General features: G+C 69.7%; 14 protein-coding genes. 9 read left to right on the top strand and 5 right to left on the bottom strand.

Annotated features, from left to right (window positions below):
- Nucleotides 1-6 precede the first annotated feature (6 nt).
- From OV090_RS24235 to OV090_RS24220, 4 genes are all read left to right on the top strand, one after another.
- Nucleotides 7-1,083, top strand: a complete 1,077-nt coding sequence (locus OV090_RS24235; protein ID WP_267706698.1) for an aminotransferase class I/II-fold pyridoxal phosphate-dependent enzyme — start codon at nt 7-9, stop codon at nt 1,081-1,083.
- Nucleotides 1,084-1,596: 513 nt separating this feature from the next.
- Complete coding sequence (locus OV090_RS24230) at nt 1,597-2,610, top strand: HEAT repeat domain-containing protein (protein WP_267706697.1); 1,014 nt, start codon at nt 1,597-1,599, stop codon at nt 2,608-2,610.
- The gene (locus OV090_RS24225) at nt 2,607-3,623 is read left to right on the top strand and encodes a zinc-binding alcohol dehydrogenase family protein (RefSeq protein ID WP_267706696.1); all 1,017 of its coding nucleotides are present in this window, start codon (nt 2,607-2,609) and stop codon (nt 3,621-3,623) included. Before OV090_RS24230 ends, OV090_RS24225 begins: the two co-directional genes overlap by 4 nt.
- 115 nt (nt 3,624-3,738) lie before the next feature.
- Entirely contained in the window at nt 3,739-4,584 is an 846-nt protein-coding gene (locus tag OV090_RS24220) for a 3'-5' exonuclease (protein ID WP_267706695.1), read from the top strand.
- A 290-nt stretch (nt 4,585-4,874) separates the two neighbouring features.
- Here OV090_RS24220 and epsC read toward each other — a convergent pair whose 3' ends face one another.
- Entirely contained in the window at nt 4,875-5,879 is a 1,005-nt protein-coding gene (gene epsC, locus OV090_RS50860; RefSeq protein WP_267706694.1) for a serine O-acetyltransferase EpsC, read from the bottom strand.
- A gap of 111 nt (nt 5,880-5,990) precedes the next feature.
- Here epsC and OV090_RS24210 point away from each other — a divergent pair, with 111 nt between their 5' ends.
- A complete protein-coding gene (locus OV090_RS24210; protein ID WP_267706691.1) occupies nt 5,991-6,215 on the top strand; it encodes a hypothetical protein in 225 nt (74 codons plus the stop codon).
- Between the two features lie 564 nt (nt 6,216-6,779).
- On the opposite strand, the gene OV090_RS24205 is transcribed toward OV090_RS24210, so the two are convergent.
- Nucleotides 6,780-6,998 (bottom strand): helix-turn-helix domain-containing protein, encoded by a 219-nt coding sequence (locus OV090_RS24205; RefSeq protein WP_267706689.1) that lies wholly within the window; start codon nt 6,996-6,998, stop codon nt 6,780-6,782.
- Between the two features lie 376 nt (nt 6,999-7,374).
- Between OV090_RS24205 and OV090_RS24200 the strand changes: the two genes are divergently transcribed.
- Nucleotides 7,375-9,171 carry a response regulator gene (locus tag OV090_RS24200; RefSeq protein ID WP_267706686.1) on the top strand — a complete coding sequence of 599 codons (1,797 nt, stop codon included), beginning with the start codon at nt 7,375-7,377 and terminating at the stop codon, nt 9,169-9,171.
- The gene (locus OV090_RS24195) at nt 9,168-9,875 is read left to right on the top strand and encodes a roadblock/LC7 domain-containing protein (protein WP_267706685.1); all 708 of its coding nucleotides are present in this window, start codon (nt 9,168-9,170) and stop codon (nt 9,873-9,875) included. The genes OV090_RS24200 and OV090_RS24195 overlap by 4 nt, the downstream gene beginning before the upstream one ends.
- Nucleotides 9,876-9,959: 84 nt before the next feature.
- On the opposite strand, the gene OV090_RS24190 is transcribed toward OV090_RS24195, so the two are convergent.
- Nucleotides 9,960-10,802: a 2,3,4,5-tetrahydropyridine-2,6-dicarboxylate N-succinyltransferase gene (locus OV090_RS24190; protein ID WP_267706683.1), complete on the bottom strand. Its 843-nt coding sequence runs from the start codon at nt 10,800-10,802 to the stop codon at nt 9,960-9,962.
- A 95-nt stretch (nt 10,803-10,897) separates the two neighbouring features.
- On the opposite strand from OV090_RS24190, the gene OV090_RS24185 reads away from it, so the two are divergent.
- Entirely contained in the window at nt 10,898-11,353 is a 456-nt protein-coding gene (locus tag OV090_RS24185; protein WP_096329197.1) for a hypothetical protein, read from the top strand.
- A gap of 109 nt (nt 11,354-11,462) precedes the next feature.
- Here the strand turns inward: OV090_RS24185 and OV090_RS24180 are convergent, their stop codons facing one another.
- Nucleotides 11,463-12,677: a patatin-like phospholipase family protein gene (locus OV090_RS24180; RefSeq protein ID WP_267706679.1), complete on the bottom strand. Its 1,215-nt coding sequence runs from the start codon at nt 12,675-12,677 to the stop codon at nt 11,463-11,465.
- Nucleotides 12,678-12,726: 49 nt separating this feature from the next.
- Nucleotides 12,727-13,455: a hypothetical protein gene (locus tag OV090_RS24175; protein ID WP_267706677.1), complete on the bottom strand. Its 729-nt coding sequence runs from the start codon at nt 13,453-13,455 to the stop codon at nt 12,727-12,729.
- Nucleotides 13,456-13,716: 261 nt separating this feature from the next.
- Here OV090_RS24175 and OV090_RS24170 point away from each other — a divergent pair, with 261 nt between their 5' ends.
- Nucleotides 13,717-14,373 (top strand): hypothetical protein, encoded by a 657-nt coding sequence (locus tag OV090_RS24170; RefSeq protein WP_267706675.1) that lies wholly within the window; start codon nt 13,717-13,719, stop codon nt 14,371-14,373.
- Nucleotides 14,374-14,443 lie beyond the last annotated feature (70 nt).

Here is a 14,443-nt window from a genome sequence, read left to right as displayed (position 1 = left end):
GACAGCATGACGAACTTCCGCTCCGACAACAACGCAGGCCTGGTCCCGGAGGCGCTGGCGGCGTTGGTCGAGGCGGCGCAGGGCGACGCGGTCGCCTACGGCGGCGACGACGTCACCAGCAAGTCCGCGACCAGGGTCGCGGCCCTGTTCGGCGCCGAGGCCCGCGCGGCGGTGTTCTTCGTCGCCACCGGCACGGCCGCCAACACCCTGGCGATCGCCGCGTTGACGGAGCCGTGGCAGCGGGTCCTGTGCCACCGCTACAGCCACTACAACGAGGACGAGTCGACCGCGCCCGAGCGCATCACCATGTGTCGCACGACGCCGATCGAGCCCGGCGCCGACCCGACCCGCCTCGCCCCCCAGGACCTCTTGCCGCACCTCGTCGGTCGCCGCGGCGACGTCCACGAGCCCGCGCCCGGCGTGCTCACCCTGTCGAACCCGACCGAGCTCGGCACCGTCTACGCCCCGGCCGAGCTGGCGGCGCTGTGCCGCCTGGCCCACGAGCACGGCTTCCGCGTCCACGTCGACGGCGCGCGCTTCAGCCAGGCCGTGGCCCACGTCATGCGCACGCTCGACCTGTCCGAAGAGGCAGCCTGCCGCGCGCTCACCGTCGACGCCGGCGTCGACGCGCTCTCCTTCGGCGGCACCAAGGCCGGCCTGGCGATCGGCGAGGCGGTGGTGCTGTTCACCGGTCACTCACCCGCCGCGGCCCGGGCCGCCGAGCGCCTGCCGTTCTTGCGCAAGTCGACCGGCCACCTGCTGAGCAAACACCGCTACGTCTCGGGCCAGTTCAACCGCGTGCTCGCCCACGGCGCGTGGGTCCGCCACGCGACCGTCGCCGCGACGATGGCCGAGCGCCTGGCCGCGGGCCTGCGGATCCGCGGCCTCACGCCCGCCTTCCCGCGCGAGTCCAACGCGGTGTTCGTCGACCTGCCTCCCGCCGTAGACCGTCGCCTGCGCAACCGCGGCCACGCCTACTACCCGTTCGCCACCCCCGTCGGCGCGCGCGCTCGCCTGATGTGCAGCTTCGCCACCACCCCCGCCGACATCGACGCCTTCCTCGCCGACATCCCGCCGCCCTGATCGAGCGGTGAGCACGGATCTCCGCGCGACTGGAGTGCCCGCGACGCGTCCACGGTGACGCGTCCTCCAGCGATCACGCGTCCTCGCAAACCCGAGACCAGAACTCAGACCTCGCACGCTCTCGCGGCCTCACGGACGCGAGCTCGAGCGCTCACGGCTCATCACCGAGAGAGCATCACCGTCGAGGCACGCGGCTCTTGTTTTTTAAACTCCGCGTCTGCCTGAGGGTCTGCTCCGGCACTCTCTGTCCGAGCGACTCTCGTCGCGTGGCAAGATCCAAAGCCGGACACTTGACCGGGCACCTCGGGACATGCCCTCTTCGACATGTTTTAAAAGACAGGGCGAAGTCGCTCATGTGCGGCTTTTCGCCCTCGCCTGAGGCCTGGAGACAAGCGCGGCGGACGCCTTGAGGTCTAGAGCCGGAATTCTCACGGAGCCCCGATCTGGGGCGGAAAGCCGGCGAAGGTGCCGCGCGCTTGCACGCCTCGGCACGCTTCTTCACGCTGGGGGGCGATGGCCATCGTCCTCGCCTTCACCGTCGCCGCCCTCGCGTTCGCTGCGCCCGTCGCGCCCGGACTCACGCGCACCGCGACGACTGTCGCGCCCGCCTCGCCGGGTGCGCCGGCGGCTTCAAAGAACCTGTCCTCAGGGCCAGCCGCCACTTCCGGCACCGCCGAGCTGCGGGTCGACTGGCGCGACCGCGTCGCCATCGGCGTCGCTGCCATGCAGACCGCCGACCCGGCCCGGCTCACTCGCCTCGAGCAGCTGCAGCCGGATCGCAAGGTCGAGGACGCCGTGTTCTTCTCGCCCGGCGAGCTGCAGGACCCCAAGGTCGCGCCTGTCCTTTTGCGCAGGTTGCTGCAGAGCCAGGATCCGATCAAGGTCCGCTGCGCCCTCGTCGAGGCGCTGCCGCTGACCGGCGGTGACTGGCAGGAGGGCGCCGCCGCCTTGGTCGCGCTCGACGCCTCGCCGAAGGTGCGCAAGCAGCTGGTCCAGGTCATGCGCTACGCCGGCGCGCCCTACAACGTCGACGGCCTGCGGCGCGGCTTCAAGGACGAGGACTCCGAGGTCAACATCGCCGCCGCGCGCACCGCCGGGTTCGCGCGCAACGGCGAGGAGCTGTTCCCCGAGCTCTACTCGAGCACCTTCGACGCCGACTGGGACCTGCGCGCCGCCGCCGTCCAGGCGCTCGGCATGCTGCGCCTGCCCAAGTCGCGCGACGTCCTCGTCAAGGCGCTCAGCGACGACGAGCGCGAGGTCCGGCTGCAGGCCTTCCTCGCGCTCGAGCAGATCGATCCGGAGGGCATCATCTGGCTGCCCGAGCTCGAGTCGCTCGCCAAGGATCGCAAGAGCCACCGGATCGCCCGCAAGGCCGAGCTCATGCTGCGCAAGCGACGGGCCGCCGAGAAGGCCGCCAGGAAGGCCGGGCGCCCGATCACCAACGCCGCGCGGCCGACCTCGCCCGAGCCGAAGCCCGCCGGTAGCGGTGGCAGCGCTGCGAGCGGCGCGATCAAGCTCGACCCATGAGAGCGATCGGTCAGACCATCTTCGGCGGCCCCGAGGTCCTGCAGGCCTTCGTCGACGTCCCCGAGCCGGAGCCGGGCCCGCGCGACCTCGTCGTGCGCGTCCACGCCACCGCCACCAACCCGGTCGACACCAAGGTCCGGCGCGGCGCCTCGGCGGGCAGTCCTGTTCCGTCGCCGCCGCTGATCCTCGGCTGGGACGCCAGCGGCGTCGTCACCGCGGTCGGCGGCGACGTCGAGCACTTCCGCCTCGGTGACGAGGTCTACTTCGCGGGCAACGTCGCCCGTCCCGGCTCGTACGCCGAGTACGTCGCCGTCGACGAGCGGATCGTCGCGCATCGCCCCAAAACCCTGTCGCACAGCGACGCCGCCGCGATTCCGCTGACCGCCCTCACTGCCTGGGAGGCGCTGGTCGAGAACATGGGGGTCACCCCCACCGATCGCAGCAGCGAGCACGCGCGCACCTTGCTGGTCGTCGGCGGCGCCGGAGGCGTGGGCTCGATGGCCATCCAGATCGCGCGCCAGGTGTGCGGCCTCCGCGTGGTCGCCACCGCCTCGCGGGAGGAGAGCGCCGCGTGGTGCCGCAAGCTGGGCGCCGACGCGGTGATCGACCACACGAAGCCGCTCCTCGACCAGCTCCGGGAGGTCGGCGACGACGGCGTCGACTTCGTGCTCAACACCGTCCAGCCGACGCAGAACCTGCCGCAGGTGCTCGAGGTCGTGCGGCCGTTCGGCCACGTCTGCGGGATCGTCGCCCCGAGCGGTCCGCTCGACCTCGGTCCGCTGTTCCGCAAGCGCGGTCACATCTCCTTCGAGTACATGTTCACCCGCCCCCTCTTCGCGGCCGCCCCGTCGCGCCAGGGAGCGATCCTGGCGCGGGTCGCCGACCTCCTCGACCAGGGGGTCTTGCTGGGCACGCGCACCACCACCATGCCCTGGGACCAGGTTCAGGCCGCCCACCGCCTGCTCGAGTCGGGGCGTTCGGTCGGCAAGACCGTGCTGGAGATCGTCCCCTAGCGCCGCGCGAGTGCGCCGCGCGCCGGCGGACTTGGTCTGAGCCAGATCAGAAGCCCACCTCCCGCCGCCGAAAGTTCCGGGTATAACCCCACGCGTCGCCATGCTCAGTCCACGCATGCCCATCCCGACGGTGGAACAGCTCGGTCCGCGCTTCGCCGAGTTCCTCCGCGGACTCAAGCGGCCGCTCATCTTCTTCGACACCGAGACCACGGGCACCGACCCGGCGCTCGATCGAGTGGTCGAGATCTCGATGATCCGCCTCAGCGCCGAGCGCGGGGTCGAGCCGCCGCGCACCTGGCGGATCAACCCCGGCGTGCGGATCCCGATCGAGGCCAGCGAGATCCACGGCATCACCAACGACGACGTCGCCGACAAGCCGACGTTCGGCCAGATCGCCGAGGAGCTGCTCAGCTACCTCCGCGGCTGTGACCTCGCCGGCTTCAACATCGGCCGCTTCGACGTCCGGGTGATGCAGAACGAGTTCGCCCGCGTCGGCAAGGGCTTCGACCTGTCCGGCGTGCGCGTCATCGACGCCCAGGTCATCTACCACCAGAAGGAGCCGCGCAACCTCACCGCGGCGATGCGCTTCTACTGCGAGAAAGAGTTCGTCGACGCCCACGGCGCCGAGGCCGACACGATCGCCACGCTCGAGGTGTTCGCCGGCCAGCTCGAGCGCTACGGCGAGCTCGGCCTCGAGATCGAGGCCCTGCACGAGGTCTCCAACATCACCAGCGCCGGCTACGTCGACGGCGCCCGCCGCTTCATCTGGCGCGACAACGAGCCGGTGTTCAACTTCGGCCGCCTCAAGGGCAAGTCGCTGCGCTGGGCCGCCAGCGAGCCGACCGAGCGCGCCTACATGCGCTCGATCGTCACCGGCAACTTCGATGAAGACACCAAGGGCATCGTCCGCGACGCCCTGACCGGCCGGATCCGCCTGCGCCCGCGCGAGACCGAGAGCTAGCCGAAGCGAAAGGTTTGAAGAGGACATGTCGCATCGGACATGTCCTTCGAGACAGACGCGGATCGCGGCTGCCTCGCGGCGACAGAGCCCTCGCACGCGTCTCGGCGCGTCTCTCTGCGTGCGGTCGTCTCGCGGCGGCGTTCAGGTTGCGAGGCCGAGCTGGCGGAGAATCGGGAGCTCCTTGCGACAGAACGCGTCCAGCACCCGCTCTTTAGTGCCAGTCTGCATGCCGAACCCGCGTGGGCGCGCCGCGCAGGCCCGGTCAATCGCGTCCTCGCCGCGGCGAGCGTTCAGGGCGCTCCGGACTTGTCTCCGTGCTTCTCCAGCGCGCTCTTCTCGAGCGCGCTCTTCTCCAGCACGCTCTTCTCCAGCGCGTTCTTCTCCAGCCCGTTCTTCTCGCCGTTGAGGGCGAAGAAGCGGAGCGTGGGCGTATCGAGGACCACGGTGGTGCCCGGGGGCACGCTGCGGGTGAGCCACACGTTGCCGCCGATGGTCGAGCCGCGGCCGATCACAGTGTCGCCGCCGAGGATGGTGGCGCCGGCGTACACCGTGACATCGTCTTCGATCGTCGGGTGGCGCTGGACCTTGCGTCCGGCCTCGCGCGACTTGACCGAGAGCGCGCCGAGGGTGACGCCCTGATAGAGCTTCACGCGGTTGCCGATCACCGACGTCTCGCCGATCACCACGCCGGTGCCGTGGTCGATGAAGAAGCTGCGGCCGATGGTCGCGCCGGGGTGGATGTCGATGCCCGTGCGGCTGTGCAAGATCTCCGCGATCATGCGGGGCAGCAGCGGCACGCGCCGCTGGTAGAGGTGATGGGCGATCCGGTGGCCTGCGATCGCCGTCACCCCGGGGTAGCTCATGATGATCTCGGCGTCGCTGCAGGCGGCCGGGTCGCCGGCGAGGGCGGCCTGGACGTCGGCGGCGAGGGCGGCGCGGATCGACGGGATCGCCTGAAGCAGCTCGAGCGCGTGCTCGTGGGCGGCCCGGGCGATCTCGTCGACCGGCCGGCGGCCCGTGCAATCGACGGCGAGCGAGCGGGTGACGACCTGCTCGAGGCGGCGCAAGATCCTGGCGCAGCGGGCTCCCACGAAGTACCGGACGGTCAGGTCGTCGAGCGGCTCGTAGTTGAAGTAGCCCGGGAACACGATCGACAGCACGTCGTCGAGCAGCTCCGAGACCTCGCTGCGGGCGGGCAGGTTGTTGCCGTCGATGTGGTTGATGTTCCCGTGGTCGCGGTACGACTCGAGGACCCCCTCGACGACGCTCGCGAGCCGGCGTTCGTGGTCGTTCACGGCGAGAACCATAGTCGAAGCGGGGGCCGTCTCCACGCGGCATGTGGTTTTTTGGCGTCGCACGCGGACCGGGTTTAAGCTGGTGCAGGTTTGCCCGCGTTACCGCTCCACATGCTCGTCCAACAGTTGCTCCTCGGTCGCACGGAGGGGCTGAGCGGGCCGCAGCTCGCGGCCTTCTTGTCCGGATGGACGAGTGTCCTCGAGTTGTTGCGACGCCCTGAGCTCTGCGTGCCCGACGCCGCGCCGGAGGTGCAGGAGGCGTTGCGTTCGCTCGCGGAGCAGATCGAGCGCGCACAAGCGGAGATCTTGAGCGACGACGACGACCCGGACCTCTGAGGTCGTCGGGGGGCTGGTGAATCAGCCAGCGCGTGTCTGAGCGCTGGTTCGTGGGGTTCGGGTGGCGGGATGCGCGATTCGACCCCTCGGTACGTAGGGTTTCCGCCCTTCGTCAGCGAGCCGGACTGTTGTTCAAGCTCACCCGAATTGCAGTGAAGTAAAACTGCCTTTTCACTTCACAATGAACCGCCGGCGCGCTCCTTCGCGCAGTCGCGGAGCTCGAACAAACCTTCCAAACATCGCTCGCCGCCCGCGCGGGTTCGCCCATCCTGGCGAACATGGCTCTCCCGCCGTGCGCTCGCCCGACCGGGCCAGAATGGCGAAACGACACCTGCACTGTGGGATCCGGAGAAAGCTGGGCGAGATCCCCGTGAGATCTCCCGAGCGCCCCGAAGGCCGCCCGCCGGGCTCCGACCTGCCGATCGCGCCACGCCGGAAACGTGCGCAGGACGCGGAATCGGGGCACTTCGCGCCGATCAGCCCGCTTAAATGAAAACAGCGCGTGACCGGGGGTCACGCGCTGGCTGGGGCTTCGGAGGTGAGGAGGCTCCGAGGCCCGGGAGGTCAGCTAGCCGAAGCGCTTACCGCCGCGGAATCGCTCGCCACGGTGCTGTTCGGGCGGGGCCACTCGATGCGGTGCTTGATAATGCGACGCTTGAGGGCGTGGCGGGTGATTCCAAGCAGCTGAGCGGCTTCGACGATGCTACCGGCGGCGTTGAGCGCTTCCACGCACAGCATACGTTCGGCGGCATTCAGATTCAGATCTTCGAGGATGAGGCGCATGGCGGCAGGATAGGCCAAGGCCTGGGGACAGGGAAGGACGATTTTGTAAGGCGGCATCCAAAAAGAACAGTCACCGAATCTGAACATCGTTTTGTATTATGCGGAAGATAACATCGTTTGCGCGCGATCACGCCCCCCGGTTGCACCGAACGCCAGTCCACTTCGTGGGGCGCTTCACACCCCTTGCAGTCGCGGGGAGCTACACTTGCTGGCTCCTCGGCCGGCCTTGAAGAGTTCAAAACCGATCCAGTTTGCCGGATTGGAGCCTCGAAAACATGGTGGATTCACTATGGCCCGAGCGCACGGGGCCCGAGGCCGGTCCTAGGTTGCATAAAAGCCCTGTCGCAAGGGCGCGCAGAGTAAGATAGGGAGCCGCGTGCCGCAGAACGCCAAGCCGAAGTCGTCCGCCGTGATCCACACCCTCGTCGTGGTCGACGACATGCTCTTGCAGGCGGCGATCGAGCGTCGGCTGAAGCACGAGGGGCACGTCGCGGCCTCGGCGAGCGGCTCACGCGAGGCGATCGATCGCCTGCGCCGCGAGCTGTTCGACGTCGTGCTGTGCGACCTGCACACGACCTCGGGCGACGGCGCCGAGCTGCTGCAGTGGCTCGGCAGCTACTTCCCGTCGATCCCGGTGGTGCTGATCGTCGAGGCGCTGAGCCCGGAGTTCCGCGGGCAGTACGAGGGCGGCGGCTCGGTGCGGATCGTCGAGAAGCCGATCGACCTCGACAAGCTCGTCAAGGCGATCGAGGCCTGCGGGGTCCGCAAGGGCTTCTACGGCAACCAGATCGAGGTCGAGTTCTTCGACTACGTGCAGATGGTCGCCGGCTCGGGCCGCGACAAGGCCGTGGTGCTGACGACGCACGCGGGCACCGGCTACCTGTGGATCGAGCACGGCGACATCGTCCACGCGCAGTGGGGCGAGATTCGCGGCGAGCAGGCGTTCTACAAGATGCTGTCGGTCGGCCGCGGCAGCTTCCGCGAGAACCTGTTCCGCTCGCCGCCCGCTCGCACGATCGTCCGCTCGAGCATGCACCTTCTCATGGAGGCCGCGCGCCAGGCCGACGAGGGCATCCTCGGCCAGACCGACGAGACGGTCGAGGAGCGCGAGGAGGAGAAGCCGCGCGCCGCTCCGCCGCCGCCCGAACCGGAGCCGACGCCGCCGCCGCGTCCCGTCGCCGAGGCGAGACCGACGCGAGCGCCGATGCCGAAGCCGGCGACCTCGCCTGCGCGCTCGGCCCCGCCGTCGTCGCAGCCGAGCCAGCCGTCGCACGGCGGCAGCGGTCTGCGTCGGGCCTCCGACGTGCGGCCGGACGACTTCGACATGGCGAGCGTGGCCGACTCGGCGATCGCCCGCATCGACGACCTGACGCTGCCGCAGGACGACGATGAGATCGAGACGCCCAGCGCGAAGCCGCCGCCGTCGCGCGCGCCGGAGCGGTCGTCCGAGCGCTCCGGCGAGCGCCTCCCCGAGCGGTCGTCCGAGCGCTCCGGCGAGCGGTCGCCCGAGCCGTCGAACGACGGCGTGCCGGTGCTGCGCCGCCGCGTGCAGACGCTCGAGCGCCGCGTGGCCCAGCCCGCGACGCCGACGCCCGCTCGCGGCACGCCGACCTCGGTGCCGGCCCTGCGCGCCACCCCGGCCTCGGTGCCGGTGCGCGCCACTCCGGCCTCGATCCCCGCAGTGCCGGCGCGCGCCACCCCGACCTCGATCCCGGCCGTGCGCACCACGACGATCCCGCCGGGCCCCAATTCCGCCGCAGCCCGCGGCCCCGCGGCTCAGCCGGCGCGGAACGACGCCCGGCCGATCAAGAAGGCCAACACCGTCGACCTGCTCGAAGATCCGGAGACGCGCGAGCTGATGCTCGGCCAGTTCTGGCAGTTCGAGGGCGTCAACGGCGTGGCGATCATCTCGAGCACCGGCAAGGTGATCGCCGAGGACATGCGCAACAACAGCACCGTCGTCACGCTCGCCGGCTTCTACATGCGTGGCGCCGCCCGAATCGCCCGCACCCTCGGCTATCACGTGTTCGACGGCGTGATCGCCCGCTCGGCCAGCGGCCAACAAATGATCATGGTCGGCATGGGGGCGACCTCGGCGGTGCTGTCCATCGCGCCGGGACATGACCCGGAGGCCATCCGCGACGCGATTATGGGAGTCGATACCAAACGATGAGCGCCGAGCCGAATCGCCAGCTAGTCAGCCTCCTCGAGGAACTCGACCGGCTCCCCGGCGTCCGCGGCTCGCTGGTGGCGACCGTCGACGGCGGTTACACCGCCAGCGAGAGCAACTTCGACGCCGCCACCGCGACCGACATCGCCAAGACCGTCCGGCGCATGGTCGTCGCCTCGGCCACCGTCGGCTCGCCCATCGAGGAGCTGCTGATCACCTTCCACACCGCCCGCATGATGATCGTCCCCGTCCGCGAGGAGGCGACGCTCACCATCATGCTCGAGCGCGACTCGGCCCAGCCCTCGGTGCGCGCTGTCCTGAAGACCAGGCTCGCCGGGCTCCGCTCGACGATCGGCAGCTCGTCCGCCGAGAGCAGCATGTCGGCCGGCTCCGCGCCGATGACCGAGCCCGAGGACGAGGTCGACCGCCTGATGCTCGGCGAGCTCGGCCCGGTCCTCCGCGAGGTCCAGAACGTGTTCACCTCGTACCTCATCCGCGGCGGCAAGACGGCCGGCGAGGCCGGCGTGATGATGCGCGAGCAGATCCGCGAGTGGCTGCTGATGGTCAACCCGTCGCCCTACACGTTCCCCGTGCTGGTCGACGCGCTGGTCCAGCTGACCAGCCGCGACGAGCGCGAGACGTTTAAAATTGACGTGCAGCAGGCGATGCGGAACTCGCGGCTGTGGCCGAAGAAGAACGTCCGCTGAGCTGCCCGCGCCGGCGTGTAGCTCGGGACATGTCCTCCGGAGCATGCTCCGGAGGACATGCCCTTGCGGACATGTTTTTGAAGCTCAAACCGGCACGTCGAACTCGCGCAGCGCCTGGTTCAGGCTGGTGCGCTCGTCGGTGCTCTCCTTGCGGCGGCCGATGATGAGTGCGCAGGCGATCTGAAATTCGCCGGCGGGGAAGCGCTTCGGGCGGGTGCCGGGCACCACGACGGAGCGGGCGGGGACGCGGCCCTTGTAGGTCACGGGCTCGGGGCCGGTGACGTCGAGGATCGGCGTCGACGCGGTCAACGTGACGTTGGCGCCGAGCACCACCTCGCGCTCGAGGTGGACGCCCTCGACGACGATCGCGCGGGAGCCGAGGAAGCAGCCGTCCTCGACGATCACCGGGGTCGCGCCCGGCGGCTCGAGCACTCCGCCGATGCCGACGCCGCCCGACAGGTGGACGTTGCGACCGATCTGCGCGCAGCTGCCGACGGTCGCCCAGGTGTCGACCATCGTCCCGCTGCCGACATAGGCGCCGATGTTGACGTAGCTCGGCATCAGCACCGCGCCCGACTCGATGAAGCTGCCGTGGCGGGCGGTCGCCGGCGGCACCACCCGCACCCCCGCGCGGGCCCAGTCGCGCTTGAGCGGCATTTTATCGAAATACTCGTAGGGCCCGACCTCGATCGTCTTCATCTCGCAGACCGCGAAGTAGAGGAGGATCGCCTGCTTGACCCATGCGTGGACGGTCCACGGCTCGCCGGCCGCCCCCGGGGTGGCGACCCGGAGCTGGCCGCGGTCGAGCTCGGCGATCGTCGCCACCACGGCGTCGCGGTACACCTGGTCTTTGAGCAAGGTTCGATCGGCGAACGCCTCGCCGATCCGGGCCTGGAGGTCCGCGTGGTCGTGGGACGAGTGCTGCATGCCCGGGGCATCGCACGGCCCGGCGCCGGGGCGCAAGCGCTCTCGCGGGCGCCCGCTCGGCCGGCGCCCGTGGTACCCTCGGCGCCGAGGTGTCCATGATGTCCTGCCTCCGCCGCGTCCCCCTCGCGCTCGTGCTGTCCCTCGCGCTCGCCCCGCTCGCCCGCGCCGGCGAGCCGCAGACCGTCTCCCCCGCCGAAGAAGAGGCGCTCTACAAGAACGAGCGGGCCACCGCGCTGCCGGCCAAGGAGAAGCCCGCCGGCGTCAAGTTCGCCCGCGAGGGCTGCTTCAACGACCCGGCGAAGTGCAAGTGCCAGAGCAGCGACGCCGGCCAGAGCCAGTTCTGCGGCACGATGCTCGGCCACTTCTGCCCCGACAGCACCCTGCGCTACCTCGCCGCCGCCTGCATGGACCTGTTCGGCGGCGCGACCCTGTGCCAGTGCGCGGCCAAGCAGCAGATCGAGGCCCACATCAAGGCCGAGGACGCCGCCAAGGCCAAGGCCGACAAGGAAGCCGCCAAGAAGGCCGCCAAGCAGAAGAAGAAGGCGAAGTAAGCCGACTGCTCGCGCGGCCTGTCCCGAAGAACAGGTCGTCGACCTCGACCCACGGTCACCGCGAGCGGCCGAATGACCGCTCGCAGCGCCTGTCCCGCAGGACAGATCGTCAGCGATCGAACAGCGCCATCAGCTCGGCGTGGCGGCTGGCGGCGTCTTGATAGCCGAGCTCGATGAGCTGACGGCAGTAGTCGGGGTCGAACAGCAGGTACGACGCCAGGTCGCTCTCCTGACGGGCGTCGTCGGCGGCCACGGCCCAGCGGATCAGGCGAGCGACGATCCCCGAGTAGCGGCTGAGACCGGTGCGGCGGACCGTCTCGAACGCGATTCGGCCGATGTCCTGGCTCGGGCGGATCAGCAGCGTGTCGATCGATTCGTACTCGGTGCTCTTCTCCTTCTGCATCCCGTTCGCCAACCGCTGGGCGAAGTCGGGCCCGAACTCGCGCGCGCCGGCGGCGAGGATCTGGTTCATCCGCGTCACCCGATCGATGTCGGCCTCGACCTTCTCGAGCAGGAGCACGTTGAGCACCTTGCCGAGCATGAACATCGCGCTCGGGAAGGTGCCCTCGGCCTCGTGACGGATCTGCCGCACCTCCTCGTCGCCGGGGGTGTGGCGCAGGCTGACCACCAGGAGCCGCGTGGCGCCGAGCCGCATCGCCGGACGCAGCGGCGTCTGCTGCCGCAGGCCGCCGTCGGCGTAGAGCAGGTCGCCGACGCGCACGGCCGGGAACAGCACCGGGATCGCCCCCGACGCCAGCGCGTGCGAGGCAGTAATCGGCGTGAGCACCACATTCTGCCGCTGACTCTCGGGCCAGCGCTGCGGCAGCTTGCCGTCGGCGGTCTGCACGAAGGTGGTGACGGTGCCGGTCGCGACCTCGGTGGCGGTGCAGGCGACCGCCGAGAGGTGACCGTGGTGCAGGTTATCGGTGATCCCGCGCCACGGCAGGCGCGCGCGCACGAAGTTCTGGATCGCGCGCGGATCGATGAGTCCGCCGATCTGCTGCCCGTGCCCCGCCTTGTCGCCGGTGCGGCCGAACAGCACCTGCGGCAGGCTGCGCATCTGCGTCCAGCCGAATCGACACACCTCGTCGAGGTCGAGCTCGGTCCACACGCGCGCGAGCAGACGCCCCTGCGCGCGCGGACGGTCGGCGGTGGCGGCGACGTAGGCGCCGTTGATCGCGCCGATGCTGCTGCCGGTGATGATGTCGAAGCGACACTCGCCGCGGATTCGCTCGCGGATGTAACGCAAGACACCGACCTCGTAGGCGCCGCGCGCTCCGCCGCCCGACAGCACGAGGCCGACTCTGGGGCGCTCGCCGCTCATGCGGACGCTCCGCGACGGGCGGCGCGGCCTTCCTGGCGCTGCCGCAGCACTAGAAGCCGATCTCCTTGCAAGTACACTTCGCCGCGTCCTTGCAGTCCGGCGGCGCCGGCGGATTGTTGGCATTCATCGACAGCTGAAACACACGCCCCGCGTCCTGCGGGTACTTGTAGATGACCTGCCACACCGCGTCGTAGTTGTTGGTGCCGTTGATCTCCTTGGCGTCCTCGTTGGTGAGGAACGGCAGCTCGAGCGTACCCGTGCCCGTGATCGCGCCCGTGTTCTGGGTCGACAGCGGGCCCGCCGAGGCCTCGATCGTGACGTACTCGCAGTTGGCCTTGGGGAACTCGCCGAACGCGGCGGCGGGGCAGTTCGCGCCGACGGCGTCGGGCAGGTACACCACCAGCGCCGCCTCGCAGACCGTGCCGTTGCACTTGTACTGACTCTTGAACTTGTGACCCTTCGACGTCACGCATGGATCGACGCACATCTCGATCTTCACCGGGATCTTGTCGCCGGGCTGGACGTTCGTCGCCGCGCACACGGTGCCGCGGAAGAACGGCAGCGTGTCGGTGAAGCCGGCGGGCGCGGGATTGGGCCCGGTGCCGTCGACGTCGAGCATCTGCAGCTCGCACGTATTGGTCGTGTCGTCGCACGCCTCGCCGCGACGCGGACAGGGAGCGCCCGCGCTGCACTCGCCGCTGTCTTCTGCGAAGCAGCCGAACAAGAACCCCGCGACCGCGAAGCTCGTGACACCGAACACTCTTCGAAGGCGAATCATGATCGTCTCGTTCCTCTTTGCTCTCAGCCCTGCATCGTAGCCGATGTTTCGCTGACCACGCACCTCCGCGATCGCCTGGGTGAGACCTCGCGCCGACCGCTGTTTCATGGCGCTGCGCGAGCAGATGCACGGAGACTACATTTCAACCCCAGGTATCTAGCGCTTGACACCGGGAACGCGAGAGGCGGTACGCATCGCCGCTCTCGCGTGCCCCTTCCAGGAGTTAGGTTCATGCGCTCAAACGCCCTTCTCTCTCTCTCCATGGTGCTCGCTTTCGCCGCGTGTAACGAAAAGGAACCCGCGACCTCGGCGACGGACAGCACCACCAACGGCACCACGACGGCGCCGGAAACTGCGACGGAGACGCCAGGGACGAGCACGACGACCACCACCGGGGAGGACACGACCACGACCACCACCACCGGCGAGACGGCCACCGAGGCGATTCCCACCACCGGTCCGACGCCGACCACCGGGACGACCGCCGAGGAGACCACGACCACGACGAGCACGACGTCGACGACGACCACCACCGGCGAGCCCGAGACCGCCGGCACGACGACGATGACGGTGATCCCGTCGACCGGCCCCTACGAGAGCTGCAGCGTGGCCAACGACGTCGACTGCGACGGCAACGCCGCCTGCGTCGACTCGACCAGCACCAGCGGCAAGATCCAGGGCTCGTTCTGCGCCCCGAAGTGCACGGGCCAGGGCATGTGCCCGCAGCCCCCCGGCCTCGACCCGGACGTCCAGGCCATCTGCGCCTTCGACACCGACATGGACCAGATGGCCGACATCTGCGCGCTGCTGTGCGTGATCGCCAACGACGACTGCCCCGAGGGCTCGACGTGCGAGGACATCGGCATCCCCGAGATGCAGATGATGAAGTTCGGCGTCTGCACGTACCCGCCGGGCTGACGGGTCCGCGGTCGCGAGGGGCTCAGGCCGCGGCGGTGGCGGCCTTGAGCTTGTCCTCGAGCTCGCCGTT

This window comes from Nannocystis sp. RBIL2 (assembly GCF_026626745.1).
Taxonomy (GTDB): Bacteria; Myxococcota_A; Polyangia; order Nannocystales; family Nannocystaceae; genus Nannocystis.
The sequence above is the reverse complement of the archived record's forward strand: the minus strand, read 5'-3'. Positions and strand labels throughout refer to the sequence as shown.

Bases quoted from the DNA above. Each gene is read 5' to 3' on its own strand.
- OV090_RS24185 (WP_096329197.1), top strand. From the start codon at position 10,898: ATGATGTCCTGCCTCCGCCGCGTCCCCCTCGCGCTCGTGCTGTCCCTC.
- OV090_RS24210 (WP_267706691.1), top strand. From the start codon at position 5,991: ATGCTCGTCCAACAGTTGCTCCTCGGTCGCACGGAGGGGCTGAGCGGG.
- OV090_RS24225 (WP_267706696.1), top strand. From the start codon at position 2,607: ATGAGAGCGATCGGTCAGACCATCTTCGGCGGCCCCGAGGTCCTGCAG.
- OV090_RS24175 (WP_267706677.1), bottom strand. From the start codon at position 13,455: ATGATTCGCCTTCGAAGAGTGTTCGGTGTCACGAGCTTCGCGGTCGCG.
- OV090_RS24195 (WP_267706685.1), top strand. From the start codon at position 9,168: ATGAGCGCCGAGCCGAATCGCCAGCTAGTCAGCCTCCTCGAGGAACTC.
- OV090_RS24220 (WP_267706695.1), top strand. From the start codon at position 3,739: ATGCCCATCCCGACGGTGGAACAGCTCGGTCCGCGCTTCGCCGAGTTC.
- OV090_RS24190 (WP_267706683.1), bottom strand. From the start codon at position 10,802: ATGCAGCACTCGTCCCACGACCACGCGGACCTCCAGGCCCGGATCGGC.
- OV090_RS24180 (WP_267706679.1), bottom strand. From the start codon at position 12,677: ATGAGCGGCGAGCGCCCCAGAGTCGGCCTCGTGCTGTCGGGCGGCGGA.
- OV090_RS24230 (WP_267706697.1), top strand. From the start codon at position 1,597: ATGGCCATCGTCCTCGCCTTCACCGTCGCCGCCCTCGCGTTCGCTGCG.
- OV090_RS24235 (WP_267706698.1), top strand. From the start codon at position 7: ATGACGAACTTCCGCTCCGACAACAACGCAGGCCTGGTCCCGGAGGCG.
- OV090_RS24205 (WP_267706689.1), bottom strand. From the start codon at position 6,998: ATGCGCCTCATCCTCGAAGATCTGAATCTGAATGCCGCCGAACGTATG.
- OV090_RS24170 (WP_267706675.1), top strand. From the start codon at position 13,717: ATGGTGCTCGCTTTCGCCGCGTGTAACGAAAAGGAACCCGCGACCTCG.